The organism is Rhizobium sp. NPDC090275 (genome assembly GCF_044772225.1).
Lineage (GTDB): Bacteria > Pseudomonadota > Alphaproteobacteria > Rhizobiales > Rhizobiaceae > Rhizobium.
In genome coordinates this window covers 160,381-176,778 of sequence record NZ_JBIVYL010000003.1, presented here as the reverse complement: position 1 = coordinate 176,778, position 16,398 = coordinate 160,381, and the positions used below count along the sequence as shown (strand labels likewise).

Here is a 16,398-nt window from a genome sequence, read left to right as displayed (position 1 = left end):
CGGTTATTATGGCTGCAAGATCAACGCAAACCGGTGTGTCATGTCCCCAAAAAAGACGACGCTGAAGCCTGCCAAGAACGTTCCCGCCTCGAAGAAATCTCCCCCGGACCCAGGATATCTTCGCGGCGTGGCCTCCTGGAAGGAAGCAGCGCAGTTCTTGCGGGCACGCGGGATCGAAGACATCGAATGCATCACGCCAGACCTCGCCGGCGTGCCGCGCGGCAAGATGATGCCGAGCTCGAAATTCACCTCCAACACGTCGCTGGCGCTGCCTTCGGCGATCTACCGCCACACAATTTCGGGCGAATATCCCGAGGAAACCGAAAGCTTCCGCTACGAGCCGCGCGACAGCGATCTGAAGCTGGTGCCGGATCTTTCGACGCTTTCCGTCGTGCCGTGGGAAACGGATCCGACCGCGCAGGTGATCTGCGATATCGTCAGCGCCGATGGAGAAGAGGTCCCCTACACGCCGCGCAACGTCTTGAAGCGGATCATGAAGCTCTATCACGACCGCGGCTGGAAGCCGATCGTCGCTCCGGAGATCGAGTTCTATCTCGTCGCCAAGAACGACGACCCGGATTATCCGCTGCATCCGCCGAAAGGCCGCTCGGGCCGCGCCATTCTCGGCGGCCAGGGCTATTCGATCGCCGGGATCAACGAATTCGACGAACTGATCGACGACATCTACCATTTCTCGGAGAAGCAGGGTCTGGAGATCGACACGCTGATCCACGAGGAAGGACCGGCGCAGCTCGAGATCAACCTTCGCCACGGCAATCCGATCGAGCTTGCCGACCAGGTCTTCATGTTCAAGCGGACGATCCGCGAGGCGGCGATGAAGCACGGCATCTACGCCACCTTCATGGCCAAGCCGATGCAGGGCCAGGCCGGATCGGCGATGCACATCCACCAGTCCGTCATCCACGAGGACACGGGCAAGAACGTGTTTTCTAACCCCGACGGCTCGCCCTCGAAGGAGTTCTTCCACTTCATCGGCGGCATGCAGAAATACGTGCCGAGCGCGCTCTGCATGCTCGCCCCATACGTCAACTCCTACCGCCGCCTGACGCCCGACATGTCGTGCCCGGTCAACAACGCCTGGGGCTATGACAACCGCACGACGGCGTTCCGCGTGCCGGTTTCTGATCCGCAGGCTCGGCGTGTCGAGAACCGGCTGCCGAGTTCCGACGCCAACCCCTATCTGGCACTGGCGGCTTCGCTTGCCTGTGGCCTGCTTGGCATCATGAAGGAAATCGAGCCGACGGCGCCGACCGAGGATTCGGCCAATGAAGGCTCTATCGACCTGCCGCGCGGCTTGCTTGAAGCCGTCGCGCTGATGGAGGATGAGCCGGCCTTCGAGGAGGTGTTCGGCCGCGAGTTCATCGGGCTCTACGCCGGCGTCAAGCGCGGTGAGTTCGAAACCTTCATGCAGGTGATCAGCCCGTGGGAACGCGAATTCCTTCTGCTCAACGTGTGAGGGTGGCACCATGACATCCGAACAGAAATGGCAGAGCCCGATCGCGCCCGGCATTTCGTGGTATCAGGCAACGGCGGGCGAGCGGCCCACCTATCCTGAACTCGACGGATCGAAGACATGCGACGTCGCCATTATCGGCGGCGGCTATACGGGGCTGCAGGCCGCCTATCATCTCGCCAAGGCGGGCGTGTCTGTTGTGCTCATCGAGGCCTGCCGGTTCGGCGATGGCGCCTCCGGACGCAATGGCGGGCAGCTTGGCACAGGGCAGCGTTCGTGGCCGGAGGAACTCGAGGAGGAAATCGGCTTCGAGCGCTCGAAGGCGCTGTTCGATCTGGCCGAGGACGCCAAGAAGCACCTGCTTGATTTTGCGACCGAGCACCAGATCGACATCGATTTCATGCCCGGCCAGATGAACGTGGCGCACAAGGCGAGCTACGAGAAGGACTTTCGCGACAACGCGGAGATCGCAGCCAGCCGCTACGGCTACCCGCACGCCACCTTCATGGACAGAGCGGAAACGCAGGAGCGGCTGGGATCGACACGCTACTTCTGCGGCGTACGCGACACCGGCACCGGCCACATTCACCCGCTGAAGCTGTTGATCGGGCTGGCGCGGGCGGCGGCCGCTTCCGGCGCTCAGGTCTTCGAAATGACGAAGGCGACGGCGATCCGCCAAGGCGGCGGCAAGGTTACGATCGATACGCCGCGCGGACAGATCATCGCCGACAAGGCATTGATCGCCTGCAACGGCTATATCGACAATCTCGAACCGATTACCGCCAGCCATGTCATGCCGATCCGCTCCTTCATCGGCGCGACCGTGCCGCTCGGCGAAAAATCCACGGTCATTCCGGGCAGCGAGGCCGTTGCCGATTCGCGTTTCGTCGTGCGCTACTTCCGAAAATCCAAGGACGGTCGGCTGCTGTTTGGTGGCCGCGAGGCCTATACGGCGGACAATCCGCGAGATATTTCCGAGCACATCCGCCGCCAGATCGCTGAAATCTATCCCGAACTCGGCAATGTCGAGATCACCCATGCCTGGGGTGGATCGGTCGCGATCACCATGCCGAGGCAGCCTTTCGTGCGCGAAGTCATGCCCGGCGTCACCTCGATCGGCGGCTATTCCGGCCATGGCGTGATGCTTGCGAACTATTGCGGGCGGCTCTATGCCGAAACTGTGATCGGGAAATCCAGAGACCTCGAGCTGTTCAAGGCGCTGAAAATCCCGGCCTTCCCGGGTGGTCCGGCGATGCGCGCGCCCCTGCTCTTCCTGGCGCTTTCGTGGTTTGCGCTGCGCGACAAGTTTTAGTCAGATTGCGGATTTCCTCACGAGGCTTTTCGATCTAAAACCAGTGCCGGACAAATTCGTTGCAGCGCACACTGGCTTTTTTAAATCGATTAGATTAAAGAGGCCATGAACCAGTCTGATTGAGAGATAGCCTCATGAGCAGCCAAATCATTCCCGTTGAACCTTTCGATTACGTCGTCTTTGGCGGCAGTGGCGACCTTGCCGAGCGCAAGTTGCTGCCGGCCCTCTACCATCGTCAGATCGAAGGCCAGTTCTCCGAGCCGACCCGCATCATCGGCGCTTCCAGAAGCGCGCTGACCCACGAAGAATATCGCAAGTTCGCTAAGGACGCTCTGAAGGAGCATCTGAAGAAGGGCGAGTACGACGAGGCTGAGGTCGCCAAGTTCTGCGAGCGCCTTTATTACGTGCCGGTCGATGCCCGCTCCGACGCCGGTTGGGACCAGCTGAAGAAGCTGCTCGACGAGGGCAAGGACCGCGTGCGGGCCTTCTATCTGGCCGTCGCACCCGGCATCTTCGGCGACATCTCGCAGAAGATCCACGACCACAAGCTCATCACCAAGACCACCCGCATCGTCGTTGAAAAGCCGATCGGTCGCGATCTCGCTTCCGCCCTGCAGCTCAACGACACGATCGGCAAGGTTTTCAAGGAAGAGCAGATCTTCCGCATCGACCACTATCTCGGCAAGGAGACGGTGCAGAACCTGATGGCGCTGCGCTTCGCCAACGCGCTCTATGAGCCGCTGTGGAACGCCAACCATATCGACCACGTGCAGATCACCGTTGCCGAATCCGTCGGCCTCGAAGGCCGTGCCGGCTACTATGACACCGCCGGCGCGCTGCGCGACATGGTGCAGAACCACATCATGCAGCTCGTCTGCCTGGTTGCCATGGAAGTCCCGTCTTCGATGGACTCCGAAGCGGTTCGCGACGAGAAGCTGAAGGTGCTGCGCGCGCTGAAGCCGATCGACGCTTCGAATGTCGAGCAGACCACCGTTCGCGGCCAGTATCGCGCCGGCGCTTCGGCGGGCGGCCCGGTCAAGGGTTACCTCGAAGAACTCGAAGGCGGCGTGTCCAACACCGAAACCTTCGTCGCCATCAAGGCCGAGATCAACAACTGGCGCTGGGCTGGCGTTCCCTTCTACATCCGCACTGGCAAGCGTCTTGCCGGCCGCATGTCGGAGATCGTCATCACCTTCAAGTCGATCCCGCACTCGGTCTTCGACCAGTCGGCCGGCCGCATCAACCAGAACCAGCTGATCATTCGCCTGCAGCCCGACGAAGGCGTCAAGCAGTCGCTGATGATCAAGGATCCGGGCCCGGGTGGCATGCGCCTGCGCAACGTTTCGCTCGACATGAGCTTCGCCGATTCCTTCCAGGTTCGTAACCCCGACGCCTACGAGCGCCTGCTGATGGACGTCATCCGTTCGAACCAGACGCTGTTCATGCGCCGCGACGAAGTCGAGGCAGCGTGGCAGTGGGTCGACCCGATCCTCAAGGGTTGGGAATCCACCGGCCAGAAGGTTCAGGGCTACACCGCCGGCACCTGGGGCCCGAGCCAGTCGATCGCGCTCATCGAGCGTGACGGCCGCACCTGGCACGACAACCTCTAAGGATCGAGAGAATGGCAGCGACCATGCACAATTTTGCCAACGCCGCCGAACTGGCGCGCAACCTTGCCGACAAGGTCGCTGCATCGCTTTCGACGGCCATCGCCAAGAAGGGAACGGCGGAAATCGCCGTTTCCGGCGGCTCGACGCCGAAGGCATTCTTCCAGGAACTGTCGACGCGCGATCTCGACTGGACGAAGGTGACCATCACCCTCGTCGACGAGCGTTTCGTGCCCGCCGACAATCCGCGCTCAAACCATCTGCTCGTGATCAGCAATCTCCTGCAGAACAAGGCGAAGGCGGCAAAGTTCCAGCCGCTCTACCAGCCGGCGGCAACGGTCGAGGAAGCTGCAAAGCTTTCGACGGCGGCCACGGCTTCGATCGGCAATCCGTTCGATGTCGTCATTCTCGGCATGGGGGGCGATGGCCACACGGCTTCGTTCTTCCCCGGCGGCAGCAATCTTGCGGTTGCTCTGGACCCGAAGACGCCGCGCGGCATCATCACCATGGACGCTGACGGCGCAGGCGAACCACGCCTGACCTTCACCTTCTCCAGCCTGCAGGATGCAGGGCTGCTCGTTCTTCACATCGAAGGCGACGGCAAGAAGGACGTTCTGGCGAAGGCCGAGGGTGCCGGCGACGAGGCGGAGATGCCGATCCGGGCAATCCTTCGCCGCGCCGCGACGCCCGTCGACATTTACTGGGCTCCGTAAGCCGACGGCCTTAATGGCCAACACGGCTTATAGCCGCGAACAGACAATCGAATACCAGCAAACGACAAGGATCTCCCATGTCCGCTCATTCGCGCGTTGCCGCCATCACCAACCGTATCGTCGAACGGTCGAAACCGTCGCGAGAACTCTATCTTGAGCGCTTGCGAAACGCGGTGGGCAAGAGCGTGGTGCGCTCCTCGCTCGGCTGCGCGAACCTGGCACACGGCTTCGCGGTCTGTTCCCCCGCCGAGAAGGATGCACTGGCCGGCGACCGTGTTTCCAATCTCGGCATCATCACTTCCTACAACGACATGCTCTCGGCGCATCAGCCGTTCGAGACCTATCCCGCGATCATTCGCGAGGCGGCAGCGGAAGCCGGCGGTATCGCGCAGGTGGCGGGCGCCGTTCCCGCCATGTGCGATGGCGTGACCCAGGGCCAGCCGGGCATGGAGCTCTCGCTCTTCTCGCGCGACCTGATCGCCATGGCTGCGGGTATCGGCCTGTCGCACAACATGTTCGACGCCGCGCTCTATCTCGGCGTCTGCGACAAGATCGTTCCGGGTCTGACGATCGCCGCGCTGACCTTCGGCCATCTGCCGTCGATCTTCGTACCGGCGGGGCCGATGACTTCGGGCCTGCCGAACGACGAGAAGTCGCGCGTGCGCCAGCTTTATGCCGAGGGCAAGGTCGGCCGCGCCGAACTGCTGGAGGCCGAATCCAAGTCCTATCACGGACCGGGCACCTGCACCTTCTACGGTACGGCGAACTCCAACCAGATGCTGATGGAGATCATGGGCTTCCATATGCCCGGCTCCTCCTTCATCAATCCCGGCACGCCACTTCGCGAAGCATTCACCCGCGAGGCGACCAAGCGGGCGCTGGCGATCACCGCGCAGGGCAACGAGTTCACACCTGCGGGCGAGATGATCGACGAGCGCTCGATCGTCAACGGCGTTGTCGGCCTGCACGCCACCGGCGGCTCGACCAACCACACGCTGCACCTCGTGGCCATGGCGCGCGCCGCCGGCATCGAGCTCACATGGCAAGACATCGCCGAGCTCTCCGAAGTGGTGCCGCTGCTTGCCCGCGTCTACCCGAACGGACTTGCCGACGTGAACCATTTCCATGCGGCCGGCGGCATGGGCTTCCTGATCAAGGAACTGCTGAAGCACGGCCTCGTGCACGACGACGTGCGCACCGTGTTCGGCCATGGGCTGCAGGCCTACACGATCGATCCGCGCCTGGGTGAGGATGGAAACATCGTGCGTGAGCCCTCCCCGGAAAAGAGCGTCGATCCGAAGGTGCTCGCGAACATCGAGACGCCGTTCCAGGCGAATGGCGGCCTGAAGATGCTGCGCGGCAATCTCGGCAAGGGCGTGATCAAGATTTCGGCCGTAAAGGCTGACCGTCACGTCATCGAGGCGCCGGCGATCGTCTTCCACAGCCAGCAGGAGCTTCAGGACGCCTTCAAGGACGGCAAGCTCAACCGCGACTTCATCGCCGTCGTCCGCTTCCAGGGGCCGAAGGCCAACGGCATGCCGGAGCTTCACAAGCTGACGCCGCCGCTCGGCGTTCTGCAGGACCGCGGCTTCCGCGTGGCGCTTCTGACCGACGGGCGCATGTCCGGCGCGTCGGGCAAGGTTCCGGCGGCAATCCATGTGACGCCGGAGGCCGTCGACGGCGGACCGATCGCGCGCATCATGGACGGCGACATCATCCGTCTCGACGCGATCGCCGGCACGCTCGAGGTGCTTGTGGACGCTGCCACCATGGCCGACCGCAAGCCTGTCGTCGCCGATCTCTCCGACAACGAGTTCGGCATGGGCCGCGAGCTCTTCGCCCCCTTCCGCCGCGCCGTCGGCGCATCGGACAAGGGCGCCAGCGTGCTGTTTCACTAAGGCGGGCGATTTATCGCTATAAACAACAAGGCCCGCGAGACGATCTCGCGGGCCTTGTCGTTTCAGACGTAGAAATCGGCGATCAGCCGCGAATGTCGAGCACGCGGTCGCGGTGGGCCGGGTGGGTGCTGTAGACGAAGATCTTGTTCAGTTCCTTGTCGGTCAGCATGCGCAGGAAGCGAACTTCCACTGTGTTGTTGGGATTAACACGGGTCAGCATGCAGCCGATCTTGGTGATGCGGGCATCGGGAAGATCGAGATAGAACTGACGCGGGAGGTTGAATTGCGTCAGGATCGCAAGGACCGCGCTGCTCTTGGAAATGCGGATGATGTCGCAACGGCGCGAGGCCATGTTCATCACGCCCTTCTCGGTATACTCGAGACGCGCGGCGTTCATCGTGTCCTCCATCTTGAACCGCACTTCGCGGTCATACATGAAGGATTCTTCCTTGTTTAGAAAATGGCCTGATGACTGGGGGCTCGGTGTCGCCACTGTAGTATTCCTCTTACGCAATGAGGAAAGACTACCAAGCGATCTTTAACAGAAGGTTCGAACAGCATAGCGCCGGGCCGCATTATTCACACGGCCCGGGAGCGATTTACAACTTACTTGCGATAGGTGCGGCCTTCCGCATCGAAGAGGTGCAGTTTCGAGCGATCGGCCGAGAAATGCATTTTCTGTCCGCGCTTCACATCATAGATGCCGGGCAGCTTGACGATGATCGGCTCGTTCTGGACCGAGCCCTCTATATAGAGCAGCGTCACCTCGCCGAGCGCCTCGACGATCGAGACTTCACCCTCGAAGAGATAGTCGTCGGTTGGGCCAGCGATGCGCAGGTCTTCGGGGCGAACGCCGAAGCTGGCGGTCTTGCCCTTTTCGGAGGCTGCCGTCGGAATGTCGAGCGTGACGGACTTGCCGCCGGTCAGCGTCACCGTGGTCGTGTTGCCGGCTTCCGTGACGGTGGTCGGGATGACGTTCATGGCGGGCGAGCCGATGAACTTGGCGACGAAGAGATTGGCCGGACGCTCGTAGAGCTCCAGCGGCGCGCCGACCTGCTCGATATTGCCGGCGGACAGCACGACGATGCGATCAGCCAGCGTCATCGCCTCGACCTGATCATGGGTGACGTAGATCATGGTCGTGTCGGCCATCTGCTCGTTGAGACGCGCGATCTCGATACGGGTGGCGACGCGCAGTGCCGCGTCGAGGTTGGACAGCGGCTCGTCGAAGAGGAAGACCTTCGGGTTGCGGCAGATGGCACGGCCGATGGCGACGCGCTGGCGCTGGCCGCCCGAGAGCGCCTTGGGCAGGCGATCGAGATACTTGGTGAGCTGCAGGCTTTCGGCCGCCGCGCGCACGCGACGATCGATTTCCTGCTTGTTCTCGCCGGCGATCTTCATGCCGAAGGCCATGTTGTCGTAGACGGTCATATGCGGGTAGAGCGCATAGGACTGGAACACCATGGCGATGCCGCGCTTGGAGGGCGGGACGTCGTTGACCAGCTGGCCGTCGATGTACATGTCGCCGCCGGTGATGTTCTCCAGGCCAGCGATCATGCGCAGCAGGGTGGACTTGCCGCAGCCCGACGGACCGACGAACACAACGAATTCGCCCTCCTTGATATCAAGATCGATGCCATGGAGCACGTCCACGGCACCGTAGGATTTGCGAATGTCCTTGAGTGTCAGTCCAGTCATCGAGTTCTCCTCCTCCAGAAGTCTCTAGGCGAGCCGAGCGAAATACGCGCCCCAGGCGGGTATATCGATCTTGTCGCCATAGTTATTGCTGACGAAACCATGGCCCGTCAACGCCTGCCAGTTGCCTTCAGGTAGAGCGACCAAGGCTTCGGTCGCGCTCATGTTGAAAACGCAAAGCAGCTTTTCGTTGCCGTATTCGCGCTGGAAGACCAGCATGTCGCCCTGCGGCTCCATGAACTTGATCTCGCCCTTGGCAAAGGCCGGGTGCTGCTTGCGGAAAGCGATGAAGCGGCGATAGTGCTCGAGCACCGAGGTCTCGTCGCCCTGCTGAACGCTGACGGCGCGCAGGATATGTTCGACCGGGACCGGCAGCCATGGCTTGACGGTGGAGAAGCCACCCTGGGCGACCTGGCTGTCCCAGACCATCGGCGTGCGGCAGCCATCGCGGCCCTTGAACTCCGGCCAGAACTGGATGCCGTAGGGGTCCTGCAGGTCCTCGTAGGCAAGATCGGCTTCCGTCAGGCCGAGCTCCTCGCCCTGATAGAGGCAGACGGAACCACGCATGGTCATCAGCATCGCCGCATATTGCTTGGCGAAGGCATCGCGGTCGGCAACGAGCGAGCCCCAGCGGGTCACATGGCGCACGACATCGTGGTTGGAGAGCGCCCAGCAGGCCCAACCATCGGGGGCGGCGGCGGCGAAATCGTTCATCACGTCTTCGATGCGCTCGGGCGACAGCGGATCCGGCGACAGGAACTCGAAGGCGTAGCACATGTGCATCTTGTCATCGCCCGACGTGTATTCGCCGACGATCTCGAGACCGCGCTGGCTATCGCCGACTTCGCCGACAGCGGCGATGTCCTGGAACTCCTCGAGCACCGCGCGGAAGCGCTTCAGGAAGGCGATATTCTCCGGGCGGTTCTTGTCGTAGATGTGTTCCTGGAAATTGTAGGGGTTCACAGCCGGCGCCGTCGAGGCGTTGCGGCGCTCCGGCGCGAGCGCCGGATTGTCGCGCAATTCCTTGTCGTGGAAGTAGAAGTTGATGGTGTCGAGGCGGAAGCCGTCGACGCCGCGCTTCAGCCAGAAGCGGACGACATCCAGCAGGCGGTTCTGAACCTCAGGGTTATGCAGGTTGAGATCCGGCTGCGAGGTCAGGAAGTTGTGCATGTAATATTGCATGCGGGTCGGATCCCACGCCCAGGCGGAGCCGCCGAAGATCGACAGCCAGTTGTTGGGCGGCGTGCCGTCCGGCTTCGAGTCGCTCCAGACGTACCAGTCGGCCTTGGCGTTGGTGCGGCTGGACCGGCTCTCTACGAACCAGGGATGCTGATCGGACGAATGCGAGATGACGAGATCGATCATCACGCGGATGCCGAGGCGGTGGGCTTCGGCGATCAGGGAATCGAAATCAACCAGCGTGCCGAAGATCGAGTCGACATTCTCGTAATCGGAGACGTCGTAGCCGAAATCGCGCATGGGCGAGGTGAAGAAGGGCGAGATCCAGATGGCGTCGGCGCCAAGGGCCGCCACATGCGGCAATCTTGCGGTGATGCCCTTGAGATCGCCGATGCCGTCGCCGTTCGAATCCTGGTAGGAGCGCGGATAGATCTGGTAGATCACCGCGCCGCGCCACCAGTCCTTGTCCGCCGTCAGGTTGGATTGAGATGCCATGCTCATATGTGGTCCTGTTGGATATTGTCTTCTGAGTGTCCTGGGAAATAACTAGCCGCCCTTGACCGAACCCGAGAGCAGACCACGCACGAGATAGCGCTGCAATGCGAAGAAGACGAGCAGCGGTACTATAATCGTGATGAAGGCCGAGGCTGTCAGGATTTCCCAGTTGCCGCCACGCGAGCCGAGCAGCGCGTTCAGCGCACCCGTCAGCACGAGGTGATCCCTGTCGGTGCCGAGGAAGACCATGGCGACGAGCAGGTCGTTCCAGACCCAGAGGAACTGGAAGATCGAGAAGGAGGCGAGCGCCGGGAAGGACAAGGGCAAAACGATGCGGGTGAAGATCTCGAAATCGCTGGCGCCATCGACGCGGGCGGATTCGATGATCTCCTTGGGCAGGCCCGCGATGTAGGATCGCAGGAGATAGATGGCGAGCGGCATGCCGAAGGCGGTGTGCGCCAGCCAGATGCCGGGATAGGTCTTGGACGGCGTATCGAGCAGCATGCCGACCTGATTGTAGAGCCTCAGAAGCGGGATCAGCGACATCTGCAGCGGCACGACGATGAGGCCGACGACCAGCGCGATGAGAAGCGCACGGCCGGGGAACTCCATCCAGCTCAGCGCGTAGGCTGCGAAGGCGGCGATCAGGATCGGGATGATCGTGGCCGGGATGGTGACCGTCAACGAGTTGATGAAGGACTGGCCGATCCCCTCGCCCGTCAGCACCGTGCGATAGTTCTGCAGCGTGAACTCCGGTGGCGTGGCGACCGAGACGTAGACGCGGCGGCCGCCGTCATCCGGGCCGAAGGCGGCGTTCTTGGCATAGCGGTAGCTGCCGTCTTCGTTGACGGTGAGCGTGAGGCCATCGCCGAGATCGGCGGTCTCGCCGGCCTTGTAGGCTGAGGGCTGGGCGACGCGGGTGCCGAAGGCATTGATCGAGCGTCCCTCCTGGCCATCCAGCACGTTGCCAGAGATGACGTAAGCGGGGCCATCCTGCTTCTGCTGGTCGACCTGGCCGAGGCGGGCGGCGACGGTGCGCGATGAGCCGGAAAAGGCCGTCCACCAGCCGGAGACGACGATCTGGTCCTTGTCGCGCAGCGCGCTGACGAAGATGCCGAGCGTCGGGATCAGCCAGATGATGACGATCAGGAGGACGGCTGCATGAACGAACAGACGGGCCGGGCCGATCTTGAAGAAATCGCGGGTCAGGGTCATCTCACTTGCCTCCCATTTCGCGATTGGCGCGGCGGACGTTCCACACCATGATCGGTGTGACGGCCAGCATGATGATCAGCGCGATGACCGCACTTCGGCCGCTGTCGCCGCCTCCCCGGAACATCCAGTTGAACATGAGATTGGCGAGAACCATCGTGTCCCACTGACCGTTGGTCATGGTGAGAACGATATCGAAGACCTTGAGAACAAGGATGGTGATCGTGGTCCAGACGACGGCGATCGTGCCCCAGACCTGCGGCACCATGATGCGCCAGAAGATCTGCCAGCCATTGGCGCCATCGATGACGGCGGCCTCGATGGTCTCTTCCGGAATGCCGCGGAGCGCCGCCGAGAGGATGACCATGGCAAAGCCGGTCTGGATCCAGATGAGGATGATCATCAGAAAGAAGCTGTTCCAGAAGGGCACCGAGATCCACACCTGCGGCGTGCCGCCGAAGAGCTGGACGATGGCGTTGAGCAAGCCGATCTGCGTGGCGTTGCCGCCGCGATACTCGTAGATGAACTTCCAGATGACGGAGGCGCCGACGAAGGAGATCGCCATCGGCATGAAGACGATGCTTTTCGCAATATTGCCCCACCAGATGCGGTCGGTCATGACGGCGATGACGAGGCCGAAGAAGGTGCAGGCGGCGGGTACGACGGCGAGCCAGAGGATGTTGTTGAAGATCGACTGGCGGAACTCGCGGTCACCAAGGGCCCACTGGTAATTGCTGAATCCGACGAACTCAGCCCCGGAGCGATCGTAGAAGGACAGGATCACGGTCGCGACCACAGGATAGACGAGATAGACCACCAGCAGGAAGAGCGCCGGGAACAGGAACAGCCACGGCCTGATGACGGAGCGGCGGTTGAGGTTCTGCGAGGCGGCGCGAATGTCGCCGTCCTTCACCGGAAGCGCCATATCAAGGAGCTTGTTCGAGAAATAGAAATAGGCCGCGCATGCGAATACGGCGACGACCACGACCCCCAAAGCGGAAACCAGCTGCGATAGCATTCATCCCTCCCCTGATGCCTACGTCTTTTTGAAATCACGCCGCCCGATCGCCGCTTGCTTCGGACGCAAGAGGCGGCGATGGCCGGCGCTTTGACGGCGTCCGGCCAGGCATTAAATCCATGCCGCCCGATCAGGCGGCATGGAGATCGGGCGATGTTACTTGATGCCGTCCCAGGCGCTCTGGATTTCCTTGGCGGTATCCTGAGCGGACTTGCCGCCGACGAAATCGACCATGCCGGTCCAGAAAGCGCCGGCGCCAATCTTGCCGGGCATCAGGTCGGAACCGTCGAAGCGGAACGTCGTTGCCGTCGTCAGGATTTCGCCTTCGCGCTTCATCTGCTCGTTGGCGTAGGCAGCCGTGTTGACGCCCTTGTATGGGGTCAGGAAGCTCGACTGCGCCATCCAGACTTCATGCGCGATCGGCGTCTTCAGGAATTCCACGAAGGCGCGAGCGGGCTTGGAGTCCTTGGCGATCGTGACCAGCGTGCCAGCGCCCAGAACCGGCTTGCCGAGTTCCGGATGCGAGGCGAAGGTCGGCATGTAGAAGAAGTCCGCATCCTGGCCCATCTTCGTGCCTTCAGGGAAGAAGGACGGGATGAAGGACGCCTGATGGTGCATGTAGCACTTCGGCGGCACCGCGAAGAGGCCCTTCGGGCTATCGCGGAAGTCGGTCGAGGCCACAGCCTTGACGCCACCATCGACGTACTTCTCGTTCTTGGCGAACTTACCGAACTCGTCGATGACGGCAACAACAGAGGGATCATCGAACTTTAGTTCGTTGGTGGTCCATTTGTCGTAGGCTTCCGGCGGCTGCATGCGCAGCATCAGGTCTTCGATCCAGTCGGTTGCCGGCCAGCCAGTGGCGCCGCCGGAACCGAGACCGATGCACCACGGAACGCCGCCGTCCTTGACGATCTGCTCGGAGAGAGCCTGCAGCTCTTCCATCGTGGTCGGAACCTTATAGCCCGCTTCCTTGAAGTTTTCAGGCACGTACCAGACCAGCGACTTCACGTCGGCTTTGTAGGGGAAGGCGAAGAAGGCGTCCTTGCCGTCCTTGCCCTTGTAGGTGCCGTAGCCGACCCAGCTGTCGCCGGCGCCGTAATTGTCCTTGATCCACTTGGAATTTTCATCGCCGAGCGGCGCCAGGAAGCCCTTGCTGGCGAGATCGGCGAGAAGGCCGGGCTGCGGCAGGATCGCGATATTTGGCGGCGAGCCGGCCTGCGTGTCGATGACGATCTGCTGTTCGTAGTTCTCCGAGGACGAATATTTGGCGTCGATGCCGGTCGCCTCGGTGAAGTAGGCGAGAATGCTGCGGAACAGCGTCTCGTCCTCGCCGCGCCACGGCCCGAAGATCGTCAGTTCCTGACCCTTCAGGTCGGCATTGGCCGCCTTGAAGTCATCGTAGCTCTTCCAGTTGAACTTGGCGTCCTCGCCCGGCGCGAATTTCAGATCGGCCGCGGACGCGCCGCCGGCCAGAAGCGCTGCCACGGCAACGCCCATCAAAAATGACTTTTTCATGTGATCATCCTCCCATCACAATCTCAATCACGCCCCGCAACCGAAATTCCAAAGCGCTTTGACAACGAACTCATTTCACTTTCGGCATAAAAGAGTCAAGGCAATTCGCAAAACCCAGCTTTGGGCCTTTGGATATCGCAATGCAGCAACGCCTATGGGGCAATATGGAGCGATTTTTCTTGAGTCAAGCCGCGCAGCTGCTACATTGCTAAAAGCGCTTTGGATGCCATTTGGGAGACATGACCTCCAAGGCGTTGGAGGAAGTTTAACACGTGAATCTGAAACAGCTATCGGAAATGCTGGGCCTGTCCCAGACGACGGTGAGCCGTGCGCTGAACGGCTACCCCGAGGTCAACGAGGCGACACGCGAGCGGGTGCTGCGCGCCGTGCAGGAGACCGGCTATCGTCCCAACAAGGCGGCTCAACGGCTGGCGACCGGCAAGGCGGGCTCAATCGGCCTCGTCATGCCCACTGCGCCAGGGCATTATTCCGACGTGCATTTCGGCGAATTCCTGACCGGGCTTGGCGAGGAAGCGGTAAGGCACGACTTTCATTTCGTGATCATGCCCGCCGATCCAGATGACGAGGTGGGCGCGCTGAGGCGGCTGGCGATCAGCGGCAATGTCGACGCACTGTTCGTCGCCTATATGCGCGGGCACGATCCCCGGCTGCCGCTCCTGAAGTCGCTTTCCATGCCGTTTCTCGTGCATGGCCGCTCGTTCGGGATTGAGCCCGATTACCCCTATCTCGACATCGACAATGAGGGCGCCTTCTACGATGCGACGCGGCTGCTGCTGCAACTCGGGCATACACGCTTCTGCCTGCTGAACGGGCCGGAGCATCTGGATTTCGCGATCCGCCGCAAGAAGGGTGTCGTCTCTGCGCTCGCCGAGCGCGGGCTGGAGCTTCCCGAGAATTGCACCAGCCACATGTCGATGACCGACGAGCACGGGCAGTTCGCCATGGAGCGCTTCCTGCAGCTACCGGAGCCGCCGACGGCCATTCTCTGTTCCAGCACGGTACTGGCGCTCGGCGCCATCCGCGCGGTAACGCAGGCGGGGCTGAAGCTTGGCGAGGATATTTCGCTGATCGCCCATGACGACGTGCTGCCGCATCTGAAGCCGGAGAATTTCTCCGTGCCGCTGACCACGACGCGCTCATCGCTGCGCGCGGCGGGTGTCCGGATCGCCGAGCGGCTGATCGGGACCGTCAAGCAGGACGGCCCCTTCCCCGAACAGGAACTGTGGAAGACGGAGCTGATCGTGCGGGCGTCGACGGGTGCCGCGCCGCGCTAAAATCAGAACTTTGGCGGTGTCTGGCCGGCGGCGCGATGCGCGGCAATCACGGTGTTGGCCATCAGCATGGCGATGGTCATCGGGCCGACACCACCGGGGACCGGGGTGATGACATCCGCGACTTCGGCGGCCTCGGCGAATGCGACATCGCCCACGAGGCGCGTCTTGCCCTCGCCCTTTTCGGGCGCTGCGATGCGATTGATGCCGACGTCGATGACGGTGGCGCCGCGCTTGACCCAATCGGCCTTGACCATCTCGGGGCGACCGACAGCGGCAACCAGGATATCGGCGTTGCGGCAAACAGACGGGAGGTCCTTGGTTCTCGAATGCGCGATGGTCACCGTGGCGTTGGCGTTGAGCAGAAGCTGCGCCATCGGCTTGCCGAACAGATTGGAACGGCCGACGACAACAGCGTTGAGGCCGGAGAGATCCTCGCCGTGGGTGCGGCGCACGAAGACCATGGCGCCTGCGGGCGTGCACGAGACGAGGCCGGTCTCGAGATCGCCGACCGCCAGCTTGCCGGCGTTGACGACGTGAAGACCATCGACATCCTTCTCGGGCAGGATCGACTGGATGATCGGCTCGGAATTCAGGTGCTTGGGCAGCGGCAGCTGCACGAGGATGCCGTGGATCGTGTCATCGGCGTTGAGCGAGGCGACGAGCGCGGCCAGGTCTTCCTGCGTCGTCTCGAGCGGCAGCGTGTGCTGCACGGACTTGAAGCCGCACTCCTTGGCCATCTTGCTCTTGGAGCCTACGTAAGCGTGGCTTGCCGGATCGTCGCCAACGATGATGACCGCGAGACCGGCCTGAACGCCGCTCTGCTTGTCCAATGCCGCGGTCGCCGCCTTCACCGTGTCGATGACCGAAGCTGCAACCTGTTTGCCGTCGATTACTGTCGCCAAGACCGTCTCCCTGCCATTGCCCGCCATTCTAGTCGGCGGCATCGGGCACAATTTGCCTGTCCACGCCCTATCCTGCCTGA

At 62.1% G+C, this 16,398-nt stretch carries 13 protein-coding genes; 6 read left to right on the top strand and 7 right to left on the bottom strand.

The annotated features are described in order from the left end of the window. Nucleotides 1–40: 40 nt before the first annotated feature. From ACIQUB_RS08815 to edd, 5 genes are all read left to right on the top strand, one after another. Nucleotides 41–1,477: a glutamine synthetase family protein gene (locus ACIQUB_RS08815; RefSeq protein ID WP_018898473.1), complete on the top strand. Its 1,437-nt coding sequence runs from the start codon at nucleotides 41–43 to the stop codon at nucleotides 1,475–1,477. A 10-nt stretch (nucleotides 1,478–1,487) separates the two neighbouring features. Next, entirely contained in the window at nucleotides 1,488–2,786 is a 1,299-nt protein-coding gene (locus ACIQUB_RS08810) for an FAD-binding oxidoreductase (protein ID WP_113235506.1), read from the top strand. Nucleotides 2,787–2,920: 134 nt separating this feature from the next. Beyond that, the gene (zwf, locus tag ACIQUB_RS08805) at nucleotides 2,921–4,396 is read left to right on the top strand and encodes a glucose-6-phosphate dehydrogenase (protein ID WP_113235505.1); all 1,476 of its coding nucleotides are present in this window, start codon (nucleotides 2,921–2,923) and stop codon (nucleotides 4,394–4,396) included. 11 nt (nucleotides 4,397–4,407) lie between these two features. Further along, nucleotides 4,408–5,106 carry a 6-phosphogluconolactonase gene (pgl, locus tag ACIQUB_RS08800; protein ID WP_113009943.1) on the top strand — a complete coding sequence of 233 codons (699 nt, stop codon included), beginning with the start codon at nucleotides 4,408–4,410 and terminating at the stop codon, nucleotides 5,104–5,106. 77 nt (nucleotides 5,107–5,183) lie between these two features. After that, complete coding sequence (gene edd, locus ACIQUB_RS08795) at nucleotides 5,184–7,004, top strand: phosphogluconate dehydratase (protein ID WP_018898469.1); 1,821 nt, start codon at nucleotides 5,184–5,186, stop codon at nucleotides 7,002–7,004. An 82-nt stretch (nucleotides 7,005–7,086) separates the two neighbouring features. On the opposite strand, the gene ACIQUB_RS08790 is transcribed toward edd, so the two are convergent. The 6 genes from ACIQUB_RS08790 to ACIQUB_RS08765 all read right to left on the bottom strand — a co-directional run bounded on the left by ACIQUB_RS08790 (nucleotide 7,087) and on the right by ACIQUB_RS08765 (nucleotide 14,121). Further along, complete coding sequence (locus ACIQUB_RS08790) at nucleotides 7,087–7,440, bottom strand: hypothetical protein (RefSeq protein ID WP_018898468.1); 354 nt, start codon at nucleotides 7,438–7,440, stop codon at nucleotides 7,087–7,089. A gap of 170 nt (nucleotides 7,441–7,610) precedes the next feature. Beyond that, a complete protein-coding gene (locus tag ACIQUB_RS08785) occupies nucleotides 7,611–8,702 on the bottom strand; it encodes a sn-glycerol-3-phosphate ABC transporter ATP-binding protein UgpC (protein WP_113235504.1) in 1,092 nt (363 codons plus the stop codon). Between the two features lie 24 nt (nucleotides 8,703–8,726). Further along, nucleotides 8,727–10,379, bottom strand: coding sequence for an alpha-glucosidase (locus ACIQUB_RS08780; protein ID WP_112942751.1), 1,653 nt, complete (start codon nucleotides 10,377–10,379; stop codon nucleotides 8,727–8,729). Nucleotides 10,380–10,424: 45 nt separating this feature from the next. Further along, on the bottom strand, nucleotides 10,425–11,588 hold the full coding sequence (locus ACIQUB_RS08775) for a carbohydrate ABC transporter permease (RefSeq protein ID WP_113235503.1): 1,164 nt from the start codon (nucleotides 11,586–11,588) through the stop codon (nucleotides 10,425–10,427). 1 nt (nucleotide 11,589) lies between these two features. Beyond that, complete coding sequence (locus ACIQUB_RS08770) at nucleotides 11,590–12,603, bottom strand: carbohydrate ABC transporter permease (protein ID WP_112979870.1); 1,014 nt, start codon at nucleotides 12,601–12,603, stop codon at nucleotides 11,590–11,592. A gap of 156 nt (nucleotides 12,604–12,759) precedes the next feature. Then, nucleotides 12,760–14,121, bottom strand: a complete 1,362-nt coding sequence (locus ACIQUB_RS08765) for an ABC transporter substrate-binding protein (RefSeq protein WP_113196454.1) — start codon at nucleotides 14,119–14,121, stop codon at nucleotides 12,760–12,762. Nucleotides 14,122–14,393: 272 nt separating this feature from the next. On the opposite strand from ACIQUB_RS08765, the gene ACIQUB_RS08760 reads away from it, so the two are divergent. Then, nucleotides 14,394–15,416 (top strand): LacI family DNA-binding transcriptional regulator, encoded by a 1,023-nt coding sequence (locus ACIQUB_RS08760; protein WP_026283001.1) that lies wholly within the window; start codon nucleotides 14,394–14,396, stop codon nucleotides 15,414–15,416. A gap of 2 nt (nucleotides 15,417–15,418) precedes the next feature. On the opposite strand, the gene folD is transcribed toward ACIQUB_RS08760, so the two are convergent. Continuing rightward, entirely contained in the window at nucleotides 15,419–16,318 is a 900-nt protein-coding gene (gene folD / locus ACIQUB_RS08755) for a bifunctional methylenetetrahydrofolate dehydrogenase/methenyltetrahydrofolate cyclohydrolase FolD (RefSeq protein ID WP_113235543.1), read from the bottom strand. Nucleotides 16,319–16,398 lie beyond the last annotated feature (80 nt).

Coding starts and splice junctions, on each gene's coding strand:
- ACIQUB_RS08815 (WP_018898473.1), top strand. CDS start 41: ATGTCCCCAAAAAAGACGACGCTGAAGCCTGCCAAGAACGTTCCCGCC.
- ACIQUB_RS08810 (WP_113235506.1), top strand. CDS start 1,488: ATGACATCCGAACAGAAATGGCAGAGCCCGATCGCGCCCGGCATTTCG.
- zwf (WP_113235505.1), top strand. CDS start 2,921: ATGAGCAGCCAAATCATTCCCGTTGAACCTTTCGATTACGTCGTCTTT.
- pgl (WP_113009943.1), top strand. CDS start 4,408: ATGGCAGCGACCATGCACAATTTTGCCAACGCCGCCGAACTGGCGCGC.
- edd (WP_018898469.1), top strand. CDS start 5,184: ATGTCCGCTCATTCGCGCGTTGCCGCCATCACCAACCGTATCGTCGAA.
- ACIQUB_RS08790 (WP_018898468.1), bottom strand. CDS start 7,440: ATGTATGACCGCGAAGTGCGGTTCAAGATGGAGGACACGATGAACGCC.
- ACIQUB_RS08785 (WP_113235504.1), bottom strand. CDS start 8,702: ATGACTGGACTGACACTCAAGGACATTCGCAAATCCTACGGTGCCGTG.
- ACIQUB_RS08780 (WP_112942751.1), bottom strand. CDS start 10,379: ATGAGCATGGCATCTCAATCCAACCTGACGGCGGACAAGGACTGGTGG.
- ACIQUB_RS08775 (WP_113235503.1), bottom strand. CDS start 11,588: ATGACCCTGACCCGCGATTTCTTCAAGATCGGCCCGGCCCGTCTGTTC.
- ACIQUB_RS08770 (WP_112979870.1), bottom strand. CDS start 12,603: ATGCTATCGCAGCTGGTTTCCGCTTTGGGGGTCGTGGTCGTCGCCGTA.
- ACIQUB_RS08765 (WP_113196454.1), bottom strand. CDS start 14,121: ATGAAAAAGTCATTTTTGATGGGCGTTGCCGTGGCAGCGCTTCTGGCC.